The sequence below is a fragment of the Thalassospira sp. UBA4513 genome (assembly GCF_002388495.1).
In the GTDB taxonomy this organism is placed as follows: Bacteria; Pseudomonadota; Alphaproteobacteria; order Rhodospirillales; family Thalassospiraceae; genus Thalassospira; species Thalassospira tepidiphila.
In genome coordinates, this window is sequence record NZ_DGMR01000009.1 from 77278 (window position 1) to 95181 (window position 17904).

At 54.6% G+C, this 17904-nt stretch carries 13 protein-coding genes; 10 read left to right on the forward strand and 3 right to left on the reverse strand.

The window, feature by feature from the left end; all coding sequences use genetic code 11:
• Nucleotides 1–194 precede the first annotated feature (194 nt).
• Entirely contained in the window at nucleotides 195–2123 is a 1929-nt protein-coding gene (locus B2T33_RS03625) for an autotransporter assembly complex protein TamA (protein ID WP_286791168.1), read from the forward strand.
• Complete coding sequence (locus tag B2T33_RS03630) at nucleotides 2120–6556, forward strand: translocation/assembly module TamB domain-containing protein (RefSeq protein WP_286791169.1); 4437 nt, start codon at nucleotides 2120–2122, stop codon at nucleotides 6554–6556. Before B2T33_RS03625 ends, B2T33_RS03630 begins: the two co-directional genes overlap by 4 nt.
• Before the next feature lie 13 nt (nucleotides 6557–6569).
• Here the strand turns inward: B2T33_RS03630 and B2T33_RS03635 are convergent, their stop codons facing one another.
• Nucleotides 6570–7454, reverse strand: coding sequence for a MurR/RpiR family transcriptional regulator (locus B2T33_RS03635; RefSeq protein WP_008891882.1), 885 nt, complete (start codon nucleotides 7452–7454; stop codon nucleotides 6570–6572).
• Between the two features lie 481 nt (nucleotides 7455–7935).
• On the opposite strand from B2T33_RS03635, the gene B2T33_RS03640 reads away from it, so the two are divergent.
• The 7 genes from B2T33_RS03640 to B2T33_RS03670 all read left to right on the forward strand — a co-directional run bounded on the left by B2T33_RS03640 (nucleotide 7936) and on the right by B2T33_RS03670 (nucleotide 15125).
• Entirely contained in the window at nucleotides 7936–8457 is a 522-nt protein-coding gene (locus B2T33_RS03640; RefSeq protein ID WP_286791170.1) for a TRAP transporter small permease, read from the forward strand.
• Nucleotides 8454–9734, forward strand: a complete 1281-nt coding sequence (locus B2T33_RS03645) for a TRAP transporter large permease (protein ID WP_008891880.1) — start codon at nucleotides 8454–8456, stop codon at nucleotides 9732–9734. The genes B2T33_RS03640 and B2T33_RS03645 overlap by 4 nt, the downstream gene beginning before the upstream one ends.
• 97 nt (nucleotides 9735–9831) lie before the next feature.
• Nucleotides 9832–10887: a DctP family TRAP transporter solute-binding subunit gene (locus B2T33_RS03650; RefSeq protein ID WP_063086912.1), complete on the forward strand. Its 1056-nt coding sequence runs from the start codon at nucleotides 9832–9834 to the stop codon at nucleotides 10885–10887.
• Between the two features lie 87 nt (nucleotides 10888–10974).
• Nucleotides 10975–12444: a M81 family metallopeptidase gene (locus B2T33_RS03655; protein ID WP_286791171.1), complete on the forward strand. Its 1470-nt coding sequence runs from the start codon at nucleotides 10975–10977 to the stop codon at nucleotides 12442–12444.
• A 266-nt stretch (nucleotides 12445–12710) separates the two neighbouring features.
• Nucleotides 12711–13562 (forward strand): alpha/beta hydrolase, encoded by an 852-nt coding sequence (locus B2T33_RS03660; RefSeq protein ID WP_286791172.1) that lies wholly within the window; start codon nucleotides 12711–12713, stop codon nucleotides 13560–13562.
• Nucleotides 13563–13689: 127 nt separating this feature from the next.
• A complete protein-coding gene (locus B2T33_RS03665; protein WP_286791173.1) occupies nucleotides 13690–14631 on the forward strand; it encodes an ornithine cyclodeaminase family protein in 942 nt (313 codons plus the stop codon).
• Nucleotides 14628–15125 (forward strand): thioesterase family protein, encoded by a 498-nt coding sequence (locus B2T33_RS03670; protein ID WP_286791174.1) that lies wholly within the window; start codon nucleotides 14628–14630, stop codon nucleotides 15123–15125. Before B2T33_RS03665 ends, B2T33_RS03670 begins: the two co-directional genes overlap by 4 nt.
• A 56-nt stretch (nucleotides 15126–15181) precedes the next feature.
• Here the strand turns inward: B2T33_RS03670 and B2T33_RS03675 are convergent, their stop codons facing one another.
• The gene (locus B2T33_RS03675; RefSeq protein WP_286791175.1) at nucleotides 15182–15691 is read right to left on the reverse strand and encodes a GNAT family N-acetyltransferase; all 510 of its coding nucleotides are present in this window, start codon (nucleotides 15689–15691) and stop codon (nucleotides 15182–15184) included.
• A 100-nt stretch (nucleotides 15692–15791) separates the two neighbouring features.
• On the opposite strand from B2T33_RS03675, the gene B2T33_RS03680 reads away from it, so the two are divergent.
• Entirely contained in the window at nucleotides 15792–17024 is a 1233-nt protein-coding gene (locus B2T33_RS03680; protein ID WP_286791176.1) for a bifunctional alpha/beta hydrolase/OsmC family protein, read from the forward strand.
• 79 nt (nucleotides 17025–17103) lie between these two features.
• Here B2T33_RS03680 and B2T33_RS03685 read toward each other — a convergent pair whose 3' ends face one another.
• A complete protein-coding gene (locus B2T33_RS03685) occupies nucleotides 17104–17451 on the reverse strand; it encodes a RidA family protein (RefSeq protein ID WP_008891872.1) in 348 nt (115 codons plus the stop codon).
• Nucleotides 17452–17904: the final 453 nt, after the last annotated feature.

A 17904-nucleotide genomic window follows, 5' to 3' on the forward strand; every position in this document is an offset into this window, starting at 1 on the left:
CTGCTGTGAAACATTTAATCATCCTGATCGTTTGCACTTATATAAACAAGAGATCAGAAACAAACAGGTTGGCGTACGTTGCACTGCGTCCGCAAAGCTTTCAAGGGCAAGATGGTTTGAATAAACGCATCCTAGACACATCTCCGATCCTCAGGCGCAGGTTTGCAATCGTTCCGCTTTTACTGGCGGGCTCGATGCTTTCGGCGTGCACCTCGGACGAGGGCTTAAGTGGTGTGCTTGGCTTTGGCGACGGTGCTGATAGCGAGATTGCGCAAAATGATCTGCAACAAACCATCCCCTATGAAGTCGAAATCGCCGGCATTGATCCCCAGGAAGAAAATCTGATTGCGGCATTGGATGGGGTTAGTACAGCGCGCCGTTTGCAGTCGCGCCCGACCGCTTCGCGCGCGGGCCTGCAACGCCGTGCAGAAGATGACGTCGAACGGTTCCAGGCTGTTCTGCGGTCGAAGGGATTTTATGACGGGCAGATCACGTTTGAAATTAATGAAAAGGCCGCCGCAGATATATCGAGCGCGCCAGCCCAAGACGCACCTGATGCTGGTGCTGAACAAGATCCGGCCGATGGCCAGTCCGGAGATGATGCATTGGCATCAACAACCGAACAGCCAACCCCACTGGTTCTGACCTATAATATCGATGTCGGCACACCTTATCTGATTTCGGCGGTGAACCTTGTGATCACATACCCCGATCGTGTGGTGGAACGCCATGCGACGGATAAGGAACTTGAAAAGACCCGCCTTGAGATCGGGCAGCGCGCGACCGCGGAGCCGATTATTCTGGGCGAACAATACGGTGTCGATATCCTGCGCGAACAGGGCTATCCGCTTGTCGAGGCTGGTAAACGAACCGTATTGGCCGACACCGCGCAAAAAACCATTACGATCAATTATGCCTTTGAAACCGGGCCGCAGGCCGATTTTGGCAAGATCACCGTCAATGGGGCCGAGGACGTCGATGCGGACTTTATCGCAGGATACCGCAGCTGGCGGTCGGGCGAACAATATCATCCCGATCAGGTGCGCACCACACGCCGCGATCTGGCGCAAACCAACCTGTTTGACAGTGTGATCGTCAAGGTTGCCGGTCCGGTAAATGACAATGGCGAAATCCCGGTTGAGATCGAGGTGGTTGAACGCAAAATGCGTTCGATCGGTGGCGGGGTGAATTTCTCGACCGCTGATGGTCCGGGTGCCAACGCGTTCTGGGAACATCGTAATTTGTTTGGTGCGGGTGAACGACTGCGGTTGGGGATCGATGTTTCAAGCCTTGAACAAGGTCTGTCGGCAGAATTCAAAAAGCCGCAGTTTCTTGAACGGCGTCAGTCCTTTGTGGCCGAGGCCAACGCCAAGAACAACGATACCGACGCCTATAAGGGTTCAACCTTGGACAGCTTTGCCGGTATCGAACGTCCGCTTTGGGAAAACTGGACAACCACATTTGGTGTCACTGCGGAATATTCCGACCTGACCGGATCAGACTCCCCGAACGAGGAATTCTATCTTGCCGGTTTGCGGGGCATCTTGCGCCATGACAACACCGACAATCCCCTTGATCCGAGCCGGGGGAACCGTTTTGAAATCAACGTATCGCCCTATATGGGGCTGACAGACAAGGATACCGGTTTCACCACCGTATCGGTCGTCGGGTCGCAATACCTGTCGATTGACGACGAAGGCGACTATGTCCTGGCGGCCCGTGCGCGCACCGGTACCATTATCGGCGAGGATCGCGGTAACCTGCCGTCGAACAAACGCTATTATTCCGGTGGTGGCGGATCAATCCGGGGCTACGAATACCAGAAAGTCGGCCCTCTTGATGCCGACAATGATCCGCTGGGCGGGCGTTCCGTACTGGAAGTCGGTGCCGAATTCCGCGCCCGTGTCACCGAAAGCTTTGGCATCGTGCCATTCATCGAAGGTGGTAACGTTTATGCCAGATCCGAACCCGAAGACATCAGTCTTCTATGGGCTGCCGGTCTTGGCTTCCGTTATTACACCGCCGTCGGGCCGCTGCGTTTTGATGTCGCAGTACCACTTGATAAACGCGACAACGTTGATGACGATTTTCAATTCTATATCAGTCTGGGGCAGGCATTTTGACCGGGTCTGACACGTCACCACCGAATAATCCCAAACATTACGCATCGCGCCGTTCTTCGACAAAGTGGCTGCGCTATGGTGCCTATGGTCTGGGCGGGACTGTGCTTGGACTTGCGGGTCTGATTGCCGTTGCCGGGACCGGTCCGGTATTGCGGATGGCAACCCCGATGATCAACGAGGCCGTATCCGCCGCAACCGACAGCGAATTTGAACTTGGCCGGATCGAAGGCAGTTTGTGGACTGAATTGACCCTTGATCAGGTGACGATGGATCGCGCCACAGATGGGTTACATCTTGATATCAATGATATCGAATTTGATTGGTCGCCGATGGCACTTTTGGCTGGTCGGTTGCACATCAATCAGATCAGTCTGGCAACGACCAATGTCATTTTGCCCGACGGCACCGCACCGGAAACGGTCGAGGAAGAGGACGAAGACGGCGGTGGCTTTGCCATGCCGCTGGCGGTTTCGCTTGACGCGCTTGAGCTTGGCGAAATTGCCATTGTTGATCAGGTTACCGGTAACAGTTTCCTCTATAGCCTGAATGGGCGGGCAAAGGTTGGCACAAACCTGTCTGCGACCGCCTTTCTGGATTTGCAGCCGCGTGATGGCGGTACCGACCGGATAAAACTTGATCTGGATTTTGACGGCCCCGGACAACAGCTTGCAGCCGAGATTGATGGGGTGTTGGGGCGCGAAGGGCTTGTCATGACCCTGGCTGGCATTGATCCGGCCAGCGCAACCGATATCAAGATTGCGCTTAATGGCGATGGTCCGGCCAATGACTGGAAAGGCAAGATTGATCTGTCGGCGGCGGGGTATGCATCGCTTGCAAGCGACATTGGCGTTCAACTGTCGTCGGATGTTGTGGCATTTACCCTCGACGGTGCGCTTTCACCGCAGGAACGCATAACCGAACAATTGCCAGCAAGCATGGATAAAGAAGTGGCACTGGGCGTTGGCGGGGCATTTGATCAATTAGAACAAATCCTTTCGTTTGATCGCATTTCGATTGCGATGGCAGATGTGCTGGCGCTATCGGGCACAACGGAACTTGACCTTGAAGACAGCCTGATTGCGGCCGATTTAACGGCCGATATTGATCCTGCAATGTCGGCACTGCTTGACGATGCAGTTTCATGGGCGGAACTTGGGCTTTCCGTTCAGGCCAATGGCAATCTTTCGATGCCCGGTGTCTCGCTGCGGGTAAATGGTCGCGATGTGAAAACGCCAGTGTCGCGTATCGGCGACATCGCCTTGCAGGCAGATATAGCAGCCCCCGATGACGCGGATGAGCCACTTGACGCAACCGTCGCATTTTCTGCGACCGGCACGGATTGGGATGACCCGGATCTGGGGGCGTTTCTGGGGGCGGCGCAGGACATGTCGTTTGATGCGCGGATGTCGCCGGACTTTTCCGATATTGCGATCCGCAATCTGGCGTTGAACACGCCTGATATGACGCTCCGCGGGCAGGCGGACGTTAACGAGGATCTGGTCGTCACGACATCAAACATCGTGGCCGATGTCCGTGATCTTGCGATTTTTGCGCCGATTTTGGGGCTTGATCTGCGCGGGCAGGGGCAAGTTGCCTTGCCCGGCCTGACCTGGTCGGAGGCCCGTGGTCTGGAAACCGGGATTGAGGTTTTAGCCAGTCAGGCCGGTTTCGGGATTGCCGATCTTGATCGTATCGTCGGGCCCGAGCCGCGTATCACGGGTGATGTAACTCTTGCGCCTGATCTTGATCTCAGCGTCGATGTCAGCGCACTTGATACCGCAATGATTGACGGTCCGCTGATGCTTCGCATTACAGAGGCATTCGGGAAACTGTCGCTTGAAAGCACGCTTGATATTGCATCTGGTGCCGTGCCGCCGGATCTGGGCATTGAAATGGCCCCGGCAAAGCTGACAGCCAATCTTGAAGGTGACCTGACTGCACCCGCGGGGACGTTTGAATTGGGTGTTCCAAGCCTTGCTGTTTCGGGTCAGGAATTCTCCGATATCGTACTGACCAGCCGCATGACTTGGTCAGAACAGGCGGTGTTGTCGCTTGCCAATAAGGGCAACTTCACCTTTGCCAACCGTCCTTATGAAGTGGCTGCAAATCTTGTCCTGCCCAAAGATGCGCTCCGCGTTGAGCAGATATCGCTTAAAGGCGAACATGTCGCGTTAAGTGGTGATATCGCCTTGCCCGATTACAGCATTCCAATGCGCGGTGATGTTACGCTGTCAAATCTCGATGCCGAATTTTTCGATCAGTTTGGTGTGAGCTTGGTGAACGGTACCGTGACGGCCGATATTGCCCTTCGTCCGGATGGGCAACGCCAAAGCATTACGGCAAATGCATCGGCCAAGGGCCTGCGGATGGCAAGCACAGATGACACCAATCCGACAATGATCGAGGATGTTGAACTGACCGCGACGGTCGGTAATGCGTTTGACGTGCCGGAAATTTCAGCGGAGCTGGATGGTCGTGACATTATTGCCGGATCAATTGCCGTTGACGAGCTTGCCCTTGATCTTGACGGTGGCATGGATGCGCTTGCCATCACGCTGACGAGTTCGGGTCTTTATCAGGGCAATGTACCGATTTCGACCGACTTGGCTGCTGATCTGTCGCTTGGCAATGATATCGCTGTGACCGCCAATCGGCTTGAAGCGATCATTGGCGATCAGACGATTGAACTTCGCAAACCATTGCAATTTGTTTTGCGTGAAAACGGACGGCAGCAGCTGGACGCCGACCTGACCGTTGGCACCGGCCATCTTGTCGCAAGCCTTGATCAGGAAGCCGGGCAAAAATCCATTTCGGGTGAGCTCCACCTTAATGATTTTGATCTTGGTCCGTGGGGGCGTATTTCCGGCTTTGACGGGCTGAGCGGCACCGCAAACCTTGATGCGTCCTTGCGTGAAACACGCGGGAGCTTGCCAAGTGCACAGGTCAATGGCCGCATTTCCGGCATCACGGCAAAGGCAGTGGCGGGGCTGAAGCCCTTTGAAATGCAGCTTGATATCACGCTTGAGGAAGGCAAACTTGCCGGGCAGGCGTCGCTTGGCAATGGCGATGTCGAAGCACTGACAGCCGAAGGCAATGTTCCGCTTGCCATTTCCGTGCTTGAACAGGAATTCAGCCCGGATCTTGCTGCGCCGGTTTCTGCCCGCGTGCGTGTGAATGGTCAAATTGCCGAATTCTGGCCTTATGTCCCGGCACCCGATCATCAGATGTCGGGCAAGATCAAACTTGCGCTTGATGTCGCTGGGACGCTTGATGATATCCGCTGGAACGGGGATGTTGCGCTTGCCAATGGACGATATGAAAACCTTGAGTACGGCACCATCCTTGATCAGATGACGCTTGAGGGCACCTTTGATCAGGCCGGTCTTTCCATTCCGTCCATTACGGCCACGGATGGCGGCAAAGGTACTGTTGATGCATCGGTTGATCTTGATCTGCTAGACGGTGGCGAGATGCGCTATGACGTGTCGGCTGATCTGCGCAATGTTGCCCTATCACGTAAGGATGAACTGCAATTCTGGGCGGATGTAAAAGCCAGCGTGACCGGATCCCAGTCAGAGGCCGATATCCAAAGCACGGTGTCGGTCCTGCGCGGGGAGGTCGATCTGACCCTGGCCTTGCCGGAATCGGTTCCGACCATCGAGATTGAAAATCTGCCGGACGCTGCGCAGGTCGAAAAGACCGAGGATACACAGGAAGCTGATGATGCCTTTACCGGTAATCTTGACGTGACTGTTGATATCCCGGGGCGTCTGTTTGTGCGCGGTAAGGGACTTGATTCCGAGTGGGGCGGCCGCCTTGAAATTTCCGGCACCACCGATGATCCACGCATCACCGGGCAGTTATCGGCCCTGCGCGGGCAGCTTGATGTCATCGGCAAAACATTTGTGATCCGGGATTCTCAGATTACCTTTGCCGGCGCGTCGCCCCCTGATCCGATGCTTGATATCGAAGGCGTCTATACCACCGAAGACCTCGTCGTGACCGCAGGCTTCCAGGGGCCGTCAAGCGATCCGGAACTTGTCCTGTCATCCAATCCGTCCCTGCCAGAAGACGAAATCCTGTCTCAGGTCCTGTTTGGCAAATCCCAAGGCAGCCTGTCGGCAGTCGAGGCCGTGCAACTGGCAAGTGCCCTCAACGAACTTTCTGGCGGTGGTAGTGGCCTTGATGTGGTTGGCAGCATCCGGCGCTTTATCGGTGCAGATGTTCTGCGCGTCGGTGGCGGCGAAGACGGGCCGGAGGTCAAGGTCGGCAAATACCTGACAGAGGGGGTCTATGTCGGCACCAAGGCCGGGTCAACGCCGGGGTCAAGCGGCGTCGAAGTCGAGATTGAAGTCACGCCAAATATCAGTGTCACCAGCGAAAGCACAGAAATCGATAGCAAGGCTGGCGTTCAGTTCAGGCTTGATTACTAAGGCCATAGAAAGCTTAGTCGCCGATGGGTTGGTGCCCGGTTGGGGGATTGACCGTCAGCAGCGACGAGCGAATGCGTCGCAGCTTTTCCTTGGCCTGATCGGGCATGCGTCGTGCCACCGCCGTCGCAATCACATCAATTGTCGCCAGAAATGCATGGCGTGTGGCGGTTGGTTTATAAATGTCGGGGTTTTCCGGCATATTGATTGATATGACCAAGTCACTTTCAGCGGCAAGCGGGCTGTCAGGGTTGGTCAAAGAGATGACCTTGGCGCCATATTGGCGGGCAATGGCAGCGGAATGGATGATTTCCGTCGGGCGACCACTGGTGGAGATCGCAAAAATCACGTCCTCGGCGCCAAAGGTCGAGGCCAGCATACGTTGCAAATAGCCGTCACTTTGCGATTGCGCCGGAATTCCCAACCGGAAAAAGCGGTTTGCCGCGTCAAACGCCACGGTGGTCGATCCACCCCCAACCCCGAAAAACGCCACCTGACGTGCCTTGACCAGAATGTCCGCCGCCTGGTCAATTTGATCAGACGATAACTGATCGCGCAGCAGACGCAGGTTATCAATGATCACACCCAGCACATGGTTTGACAGAACGTCTGCGGCGGTTGTGTCATCTGAAATGTCTTCGGATGTCAGATACTGAATGCTGACGGCAAGGTTTTGCGCCAGACGGATTTTAAAATCGCGAAACCCGTCGCACCCCAATGTGCGGCAAAACCGAATGACGGTGGGTTCGCTGACCCCGACATTTTTCGCCAGATCGGACAGGGCGATGGTTGTGACATCTTCCAGATGTGCGCTGACATAGTCCGCGACCAGTTGTTCGCGGTTCGGAAATTTGCCCGACTGGCTGCGCAGCAGGCTGATGATGTCGGCGGTTTGTTGCATGGAATCGACCTGATCCGTCTATCTGGTTTGGTGTGTCAAAACCGACACCTTATTGGGAACTAACATTATTTCCGTTTGCAGGCGATAGCCACAATTTCAATTTAAGCGTCATCTCAGTACCCCGCATGCGTGTTTTCTCACATCAAATATCCTCGTTTTGCCCGACATTAACCCGGTCGAAATCGACCATGTAGTTATTCAATGCACGAGACGGCGAAGTTGCTGTTTCGGGCTTTGGGGCGTTGGGATCCTGGGCGCCTTAATCCTTGATCCGATTGGTGAATTTCCTGCTTGAAAGTCTGATCGAAACAGGGGTGCTGCGAAACCTCGTAATGTAGTTAAGCTACTTATAGCAGTTTAAAAGTCAGTTTAAGAGCAAAAATATGAAACTTTGGAGATAAATAATGTAGACAAACTACAAAATGGACCTCAGTATGTAGAAAAATTACATAACATTTGATCAGTGGAGAGTTTGGCGGAGATGGCTTTACGCCGTATTGAAACCACAGCTGCAACCGCAAGCCGGTGCCTGAATTGGGTGGTTGAACGCATCATAGCGGTTCTGATGCTTGTTCTTGTTCTGGACGTCTGGCTGGGTGTCGTTGACCGATACTTATTTCATTGGCAACTGCCATGGCCGGAAGAACTGGCGCGCTATCTGATGATCTGGGCGGCACTTCTGGCGATCTCGGCCGGGATTGCGCGGCGCGAACATATCGGGATTGGCATGTTTGTTCTCAGCCTGCCGATGCCGATCCAGCGCACAATCCTGTTTCTGGTGGACCTGATTGCGCTCGCAGCCTTCCTTTACCTTGCGATTTATGGTTTTGATTTTGCCCAAGGCGGCATGCGCCGTCAGGCGATGATTTTCGGCATGTCACTGGCACTGCCGTATGCGGCCGTGCCGGTTTCGGCATCGCTTGCTGCCATTCAGCTCCTCCTCGTTGCCTTGCGTGATCAGGGCCGTTTTGTCCCGGTTGATCTTGCGGAGGGCGCAGAATGATCGTCGCCATTATCTTTGTCGTTCTGATGGTTCTGGGCATGCCGATTGGCTTTGCCCTGGGTGTGGCAGGTGTTGTTGGCCTGTTTGACATGGGCGGGGGGATGTTCTTGTCCCAGGGTCCAAGCAAGGTCTTTAACGGGCTGAATGTCTTCCCGTTCCTTGCCATGCCGTTCTTTATTCTGGCTGGCGAAATCATGAACCATATCGGCATTACCAGTCGGTTGGTGAAGTTCGCCCAGGCACTCGTCGGACATATGCGCGGCGGGCTGGCACACACCAACATGCTGGCATCTGTTTTCTTTGCCGGTCTTACCGGGGCCGCAACCGCCGATGCCGCGGCCTTTGGCAAGACGCTGGTACCTGCCATGGTCGAACGCGGATATCGCCGGGATTACGCCTGTGCGGTGACTGCCGCCGGATCGATCATCGGGCCGACCATTCCGCCATCGGGTTTGATGGTTGTTTATGGATCGCTGATGGGCGTTTCGATCGGTGGTCTGTTTGCCGCGGGTATCCTGCCGGGACTTATGATCTGCCTGATCTGCATGACGGTGATTGCAGTGACCGCACGGTCCAAGAACCTGCCAAAGAATGAACGCCGCGCGTCACTTTTGGAAGTCTGGAAGATTTTCAAATCATCGATCACCGCACTGATCATGCCACTGATCATTCTGGGCGGTATCCTTGGCGGGATCGTCACCCCGACCGAGGCCGCATCGGTTGCCGTGGCCTATGCCCTGTTCATTGGTGTGTTTGTTTACCGCGCGCTTAGTTTTGCTGATTTCTTCAGGATGCTGGTGCGCACGGCACGTGTGACCGGGGTGATCTTTGTCATCATTGCCTTTGCGTCGATCCTTGGCTGGTGGCTGAGCTTCAACCGCATCCCGCAAGAAGTCGCAAGCATGGTTCTGGGCGTTTCAGAAAATCCCTACATCGTGATTTTCATGATTGTTGGTCTGCTTTTGATGATCGGCATGGTGATGGATATCAATGCCATCCTGATCATTCTGGCCCCGGTTCTGGTGCCGCTGACCGTTCAGATCGGCATGGACCCGATCCATGCCGGGATCATCTTTATCCTCGCACTCAACATCTCGCTGATGACGCCACCTGTCGGGGCCTGTCTGTTTGTTCTGTCATCCGTCACTGGTGAAAAGCTTGAAAAGATTGCCGCACAACTTTGGCCATTCCTTCTGGCCGAGCTGGGCGTGCTGTTCCTGTTTGCCTTCTGGTCTGACCTGGCCCTCGTGATACCTCGATTGCTGGGCTTCCGGTAGGTCATCGGGATGAATATAGCCCCGGTCAGGTCCGGGCCGGGGCGCACACCACAATAACGCCGGACACATAAAGTCGTTAAATCAAGGAGAGGTAGAAATGAAAACCGTAAAGCGTTTGGGCGCAGCCGCCCTTGCAACCGCGATGCTGATGGGCAGCACCTCGATGGCATTCGCCGAGCCGAAGGTTCTTAAATTCGCGCACGACAACAAGACTGACCCGTTTGAAAACCCGGCACATGCCTGCACGGCTGTTTTCGCCAACATCGTCGAAGCCGACACCAACGGTGAAATCGAAGTCGAAGTTTATCCGTCCAACCAGCTTGGTTCGGCTGCCGAACATGTTCAGATGGTCCGTGATGGCCTGATCCAGGGCACGCTGACCTCGACCGGTGCGCTGGCATCTTACTATCCGCGCATTGACGTTCTGAACCTTGCCTTTGCGTTTGATAGCAACGCATCGACCTATGACGTGTTTGATGGTCCGTTTGGCGAGACGCTTGCAAGCGACATCGAAGGCGAACTGGGTGATGTGAAGGTTCTTGGCTTCCCGGATACCGGCGGGTTCTTTGCTGTTACCAACTCGCAGCATTCGATTGCAACGCTTGAAGATTTCAAGGGTATACGCATTCGTACGATGTCGCTGCCATCCCATCAGAAAATCATGCAGGCCCTTGGTGCCGAAGCATATCCGATGGCCTGGGGCGAAGTTTATGCCGGTCTTCAGACCGGTGTGATCGATGGCCAGATGAACCCGGTTCCGACCGTGACTTTTGCCAAGTTCAACGAAGTTCAGGGCTACCTGACCCTGACCAACCACCTGTTCTCGCCTTACACCATGATGCTGTCGAAGGCATTCTGGGATGACCTGACCGCCGATCAGCAGAAAATCATTCGTTACGCTGCACAGTCTTGCGTTGTTGCAAGCCGTGGCGTGTCACGCGTGATCGAGGCATCTGATCGTGGTCTTGCCGGTCTTAAGGACAAAATGGAAATCACCGCGCTGTCGGCTGAAGACCGTGAAAAGTTCAAAGAGGCAACCCAGCCGGTCGTGGTCAAACACGTTCAGGAAAGCCTTGGCGATGAAGGCGTCAAACTTCTGAACCTGTTCAAGGAAGAAGTCGAGAAGGCCAACGCCAACCGCTACATGGAATAAGCCATTCCAATTGCCGAAGGGGCGGGGTTCTCGCCCCTTCGGAATTCTTTAGCTGATATCAAAAGACCAATAACAAAGGCACGGGCCATGCGGATTTTTTGCGCCTCGATTGCAACCGAGACCAATACATTTTCACCTTTGCGCACTGATTTTTCCGATTTTCAGGAAAGCTTTTATGCCCCGCCGGGCCAGCATCCGGTCACCCCGACACTATGCAGTGCTGTCTTCACCGAAGGCCGCCTGCGTGCCGCCAAGGAAGGCTGGGATCTGATCGAAGGCACCGCGACATGGGCGGAACCGGGTGGGTTGGTCAACCGTCAAACCTATGAGCAGTTGCGCGACGAGGTGCTTGGCCAATTGCGTGCGGCCATGCCGGTCGATGGCGTGATCCTTGGTCTGCATGGGGCGATGGTGGCCCAGGATTACCTTGATTGCGAAGGTGATCTGATTGCGCGCATTCGTGCGCTTGTCGGCCCTGATGTCGTGATTGGCACAAGCTTCGATCCGCACAGTCATTTGACCGCAAAACGCATTGATAACGCTGACATTATTGTCGCGTTCAAGGAATTCCCGCATACCGATTTTGTCGAAACCGGGCGGGCTGTGGTTGATCTTGTATTGCGCACATTGCGCGGCGAAATCAAACCGACCAAGGAAGTTTTTGACTGCCATATGATCGAGGTCCTGCCGACCTCGCGCGAGCCGATGCGGTCATTCATTGACCGGGCAAAGGCAATGGAGGGAACAGGCAATATCTTGTCGGTATCCTTCATTCACGGATTTATGGCCGGTGACGTGCCCGATCTTGGGGCCAAGGTGATTGTCACCACCAACGATAACCCTGCGGAAGCCAGGCAGATAGCACGAAACCTGGGGGTTGAGTTGTTTGGTTTCCGTGGGGCCACCCGGCCTGATTTTGCCAAACCCGATGATGCGCTTGATCAGGCGCTGGCATCCGATGCCAAACCGATTGTCCTGACCGATGTCTGGGACAATCCGGGCGGTGGTGTTCCTGGCGATAGCACCATTTTGCTGCGTGCCGTGATCGAACGCGGGCTTAACGATTATGCCTTTGGCACCCTGTGGGATCCGATGGCCGTACGGACCTGTTTTTCTGCGGGCGAGGGGGCAGTTTTACCGCTGCGTTTTGGTGGGAAAACCGGTGCCCATGCCGGTGCACCGATTGATGCCCAGGTCCGGGTCAAAACCTTGAAACGCGATGCCTGGCAATATTTCGGCGAAAGCATCGTTCCGCTTGGCGATTGCGCCGTGATCATCCTGCCCGACGGGGGGGAGGTGATCCTCAATACCAACCGGTCGCAAAGCTTTGATCCCAGCCTGTTTTCCAACATGGGTATCGATCCGGTATCGAAGAAATACCTGTTTATCAAATCGACGAACCATTTTTATGACTCGTTTGCCAAGATCGCGGGCGAAATCATTTATGTCGATGTGCACGGACCATACCCGTCCGACCCGAAAACGAACGGATATCGCCATTTGACCCGCGCCCTGTGGCCGATTGTCGAAGATCCGTTTGAAAAAAAGGCCGGTTAGAAAGTTTACCTTGTGCCAGTCGCAAGCGGTTCAAAAGCCACACATTCGAGCCGTTAAAAGTCTCCCTGCAAGGGACTGGCCAAGGATTGGGGCCATGATTGGGTTTAACACCCGGTCATGGCTCTTTTTTATGCGGGAGCGATCAGTACGCGTTGGTGAGTTCGGTTAAAAGCACCATCTATTTTGCGAAGTGTTTGCAAACAATCCGAAATTAAAGAAAGATTGAACCGGGCGAGATCGTTTTCACCGATAATAATGAGGTTCCGATGGCTTGGGGCGGTTTCACAGCAGCAGAGCTTGAATGGCAATATAATCCGCGCGAAACCGTGCCGGACTTCATGACCCATTTTGAACGGTTCGTGAAACTGTCCGAAGAAACCCGTGCCCAGCTTGGCGGCAAGATTGATGTGCGCTATGGCGACGGTCCCAAGGAAACCATGGATATCTTCATGGCATCTGATCCGGGCGCACCGGTGCATGTGTTTTTCCATGGTGGTTATTGGCGCAGTCAGGACAAAAAGGATTACGCCTTTGTCGCGCGTGATCTGGTCGCCGCCGGGTTCACAGTCATCTGCCCGAATTATGACCTGTGCCCGGATGTAACCGTTGCCGACATCACCGAAGAAGCCGTGCGCGCGATTGCCTATATTTATCAGCATATCGAAGAATTTAACGGCGACCGTGACCGGATTTCGATTTCGGGCCATTCCGCCGGTGGTCAGATCGTGGCCCGCCTTGCCACACATGATTGGGCCGAAACGCTCGGCGATGCGATGCCGTTTGAGGCCATTGTGCCGATTTCCGGTGTTTTTGATCTTGAACCCATCCGGCACACGACGATCAATGATGATGTCCGCCTTGACGAAGCGTCAGCTGCCGACAATTCACCGATGCTTGATGGTGTGCCGCTTGATGCGCGCTTGATGGTGGTGGTCGGCGGTAATGAAAGCCCGGAATTTGTCCGCCAAAGCGATGCCTATGGTGCCTATTGTGGCAGTGCAGGGCTTAAGGTTTCGGTCTATAAGGCATGGGGTGCCAACCACTTTACCGTGCTTGAAGAAGTGTTCCTTGGCACCGGATCCCTGTTTGGCACGCTCAAACGGTTTTTGTTGCCGTAAATCCCCCGGAAAATCTCATAAAACAGCATAAAAAACTGCTGGTCTTCCTGTGACGTGCGGGCTGCGACGTGGTATAAAATATGACCGCTACCGCACTGAAAACAAAAATGCTTATACAGGAAGGCCCATGCGTTTCATTACTGCCGAAGATATCGAAAAATTCGTCTCGCCCCGTGATCTGGTCGAAGCCCTTCGCGACGGGTTCGAACAAGGCTGCGAAGCACCCCTGCGCAGCCATTTCAACATGGAACGCAGTAACGAGGATAACGCAACCTTCCTGATCATGCCGGCCTGGCAAAAGGATGGCGCAGCTGGTGTGAAAATCGCCGCCGTCGTACCGGGCAATTCGGCGCGCAATCTTCCGGCGGTTTCCGGCACCTATGTTTTGCTCGATGCGGTTACCGGCCAACCATCCGCCGTTATTGATGGCACCAAACTGACCACGCGCCGCACAGCCGCCGCATCCGCATTGGCATGTGACTATCTGGCGCGCCAGGATACCAGCGACATGGTCATGGTCGGGTCCGGGGCGATGGCCCCCCAATTGATCAAGGCACATGCATCGGTTCGCCCGATCAAGAATGTCACGATCTGGAACCGCAATCCCGACAAGGCGGCAAAACTCGCCACCGAGATTGCCGCGCTCGGCTTTAATGCCAAGGGCACCGATGACCTCGAAGCGGCGTGCAAATCCGCCGATCTGATTTCATGCGCAACCCTTTCGACCGCGCCACTTGTGCATGGGGATTGGCTGCGTGAAGGAACGCACGTTGATCTGGTCGGTGCGTTCAAGCCAACCATGCGTGAAACCGATGATGCGGTCATGCAGAAGTGCCGCATCTATGTCGATAGTTTTGAGGGGGCCAGTGCCGAAGGCGGCGACGTCGTACAGGCCATCGACAGCGGGGCGATTACCAAATCCGACATCATCGGCGATCTGTTCGGCCTGACCCGAGGGCAGGTCAAAGGCCGTGAATCTGATACGGAATGCACGGTCTTTAAATCGGTTGGTCATTCGCTTGAAGATTTCGTCGCGGCGGTCGCGGTCGTAAAGGCCGTCGAAAAATGATCAGCACCGATCTGTTTGCGTCTGAGCCGCTTGAAGCCTTTCGTGGGCATATCAAACCTGAATGGATTGATTTCAACGGCCATATGAATGTCGGCTACTACGTGGTGGCATTCGATTTGGGATCGATGGCGTTTCTTGATGCGGTGGGGATGGGATATAGCTATCCCGAACGGCGCGGCGGATCGACCTTCGGGCTTGAAATGCATGTGACCTATGATCGCGAAATTCATCAGGATGATCCGTATGTGATCCATACCCGTGTTCTGGATTGCGATCAGAAACGCATTCACATGTATCATGAAATGCACCATGGCACTGAAGGCTGGCTGGCCGCGACCAATGAAATCATCACCATGCATATCAACATGAAGGAACGGCGTTCGGCCCCGTTCCCCGATGACATCATGGAAACACTCAACAAGATCAAGGACGCGCACGCCGATTTACCCATCCCGTCCGGGGTTGGTCGCAAGATCGGCATTCGCCGCAAATAATCAAAAACCCCGCATCATCAGATCGCGGGGTTTTGTTTTGGTCTTTGCGATGCGTCTTAGGGACGGGGTGCCATATAAAGCCTGCACATTTCGCCAGAATGATTGACATCCTGATCACGCAAATAGGTCAGGCCAAGCTTTTCAAGCATCCGAACGGACGCGACATTTTCAGGCAGGCAATAGCCATAAATCTTGTCAAACCCGTAGTGATGCCAGCCATGATTAATCAGTGCTGAACTGACTTCATAGGCATAACCCTTGCCCTGATGGGCCTCGGTCACGGCATAGCCGATATCAGGGGCATCAAGCGTGTCACGCTTTACAAAGCCGATCAGGCCAATCGGGCTTTGGCCTTGTTTTTCCAGCGCAACGCACATCCCAAAGCCAAGCTTGTCATAGTTTTCGCGAAAACGCAGATCGATATAATCCCGCGCCGCCTGAAGGTCATGAATGTTGCGATCACCAATAAACCGAAGCCATCCGGGCTCATTTAGCAGCTGAAGAATGAACGGGGCGTCGTCATGTGTGGCTTCTCGCAAAATTGTGCGTTCGGTTTGAACGATCATCACTGAACTGTCCGTGTTACGGTGGCATCAAGAAGGATATTATCGGGGACTATCTGAAAGAGCAGTATGATTTCACCCCTCAAAGGTCAGGAGAATGACAATGCCCGGAAAACCGATCAAGGTGACATTTGAAGGGGCCCATGGTGCCGAACTGGCCGCACGGCTTGACCTGCCGACTGGCCCGGTCAAGGCCTATGCGCTGTTTGCCCATTGTTTTACCTGTACCAAGGATCTTATTGCGGCCCGCAAAATTGCCGAGGCGCTCACGATTGAGGGCATCGGTGTGCTGCGGTTTGATTTTACCGGCCTGGGCGGATCGGGCGGTGATTTCGCCTCGACCAACTTTACATCCAACCTTGATGACCTTGAACGTGCGGCCGATTTCCTGCGTGACGCGTTTGAGGCCCCGAAACTTCTAATCGGACATTCACTTGGCGGGGCGGCGGTTCTGGCGGTGGCCGATCGCATCAAGGAGGCAACAGCGGTTGCAACTATTGGCGCACCGGCAGATGTCCAACACGTCACCCATAACTTTGCCGATCATCTTGATGAAATCCGCGAAAAGGGCGAGGCCGAAGTTTGCCTTGGCGGGCGACCGTTTGTCATTCGCAAGCAGTTTGTCGATGACCTTGGTGGATATGATCTGCCCGCACAGGTCGCCAAGATGAAAAAGGCGCTTCTGGTTTTGCATGCGCCGCTTGATCAGACTGTCGGGATTGAAAATGCCGGCAAGATTTTTGACGCGGCCAAGCATCCCAAAAGCTTTGTCTCGCTCGATCAGGCAGACCATTTGCTGAGCGATCCTGATGATGCGCAGTACGCTGCGTCCGTGATTGCCGCATGGGCAAAACGATATCTGCCCGCAGGCAAATCGGCAAAACCGGATATCGGCGAAGGTGTGATTGTCCGTGAAACCGGTCTTGGCAAGTTCCAGTCGATGGTCATGGCGGGCAAGCACCGCCTGCTGGCCGATGAGCCGGAAAAGGTCGGCGGGCTCGATAGTGGACCGTCGCCCTATGATTATCTGTCAACCGCGCTTGGCAGTTGCACAGTGATGACGATCCGGATGTATGCCGATCACAAGGGCATCCCGATTGATTCCATCCGTGCCGAAGTCCTGCATCAAAAAGTCCATGCCGATGATTGCGCGGAATGCGGCGAACAGCATTCGGCAAAGGGCGGCAAGATCGACCGGTTCGAACGCATCATCCGGTTCACCGGTGATCTGGATGACGCCACCCGTCAACGCCTGATCGAAATTGCTGATAAGTGCCCGGTGCACAGAACGCTTGAGGCGACATCCCTGATCGTCACGCGCGAAGACCGGGCATAGCCCGCCAGATTTCCGATGAAACAAAAAACGCCTGACCGGTTTCCCGCGTCAGGCGTTTTTTAATTGGTGCCAAAGTGACTTACGGCTTGGCCGCAATCACGATGAACTCAACCAGATAATCCGGGGTGGCAAGCTTTGCTTCGCCGCAGGCACGACCCGGGGTGTGACCCTGCGGGACCCATGCATCCCAAACCGCGTTCATTGCTGCAAAGTCTTTCATGTCGGCAAGCCAGACGGTGGTCGACAGGATGTTTTCTTTGCTCGAACCGCATTCGGCCAGAAGCGCATCAACCTTTTCAAGGCATTCCTTGGTCTGGTTGGTGATGTCGCTATCGGGGTTACCAACCTGGCCGGCCAGATAGATGGTGTTGCCATGGACAACGGCCTGGCTCATACGCGGGCCGGTGTGAAGACGCTGGATGCTCATGAAACGCTCCTTGTTAAAGCATTGGATATATTATTCGAATTGGGATGTAGGGTCGAAACTCGTTCACATAATCGTTCCGGTCGCCCGGATTTGTGCGGATATGCGAAGCAAAACCGCAGGAAGATATACATCTTTCAAGGTTTTGCGACAAAATAGCCCGTGCAAATCCGGGTGATCCAAAGGACAACTGATATGAGAGAAAGCCTCTGCGTCAAATCCCTTGACCGGGGATCACCCCGATCTGCGGCATTTTCCTAGCTTTTTCTCTCATATCAGTTGCCGGATCGGTCATGTGAACGAGTTTCGACCCTAGCTAGCACGCTTTTGTACGCCGCACCAGTCGGCAATGAACAGGGCAAGCACCTCGGTGACTTCCATCATCGACGCAATTGAAACCCGTTCGTCAATCCCGTGAATACGTTCGGCCTTCGGGCCGTAACAGGTTGCCGGGAT

Coding starts and splice junctions, on each gene's coding strand:
- B2T33_RS03625 (WP_286791168.1), top strand. CDS start 195: ATGCTTTCGGCGTGCACCTCGGACGAGGGCTTAAGTGGTGTGCTTGGC.
- B2T33_RS03635 (WP_008891882.1), bottom strand. CDS start 7,454: ATGCAACAAACCGCCGACATCATCAGCCTGCTGCGCAGCCAGTCGGGC.
- B2T33_RS03640 (WP_286791170.1), top strand. CDS start 7,936: ATGGCTTTACGCCGTATTGAAACCACAGCTGCAACCGCAAGCCGGTGC.
- B2T33_RS03645 (WP_008891880.1), top strand. CDS start 8,454: ATGATCGTCGCCATTATCTTTGTCGTTCTGATGGTTCTGGGCATGCCG.
- B2T33_RS03650 (WP_063086912.1), top strand. CDS start 9,832: ATGAAAACCGTAAAGCGTTTGGGCGCAGCCGCCCTTGCAACCGCGATG.
- B2T33_RS03655 (WP_286791171.1), top strand. CDS start 10,975: ATGCGGATTTTTTGCGCCTCGATTGCAACCGAGACCAATACATTTTCA.
- B2T33_RS03660 (WP_286791172.1), top strand. CDS start 12,711: ATGGCTTGGGGCGGTTTCACAGCAGCAGAGCTTGAATGGCAATATAAT.
- B2T33_RS03665 (WP_286791173.1), top strand. CDS start 13,690: ATGCGTTTCATTACTGCCGAAGATATCGAAAAATTCGTCTCGCCCCGT.
- B2T33_RS03670 (WP_286791174.1), top strand. CDS start 14,628: ATGATCAGCACCGATCTGTTTGCGTCTGAGCCGCTTGAAGCCTTTCGT.
- B2T33_RS03675 (WP_286791175.1), bottom strand. CDS start 15,691: ATGATCGTTCAAACCGAACGCACAATTTTGCGAGAAGCCACACATGAC.
- B2T33_RS03680 (WP_286791176.1), top strand. CDS start 15,792: ATGCCCGGAAAACCGATCAAGGTGACATTTGAAGGGGCCCATGGTGCC.
- B2T33_RS03685 (WP_008891872.1), bottom strand. CDS start 17,451: ATGAGCATCCAGCGTCTTCACACCGGCCCGCGTATGAGCCAGGCCGTT.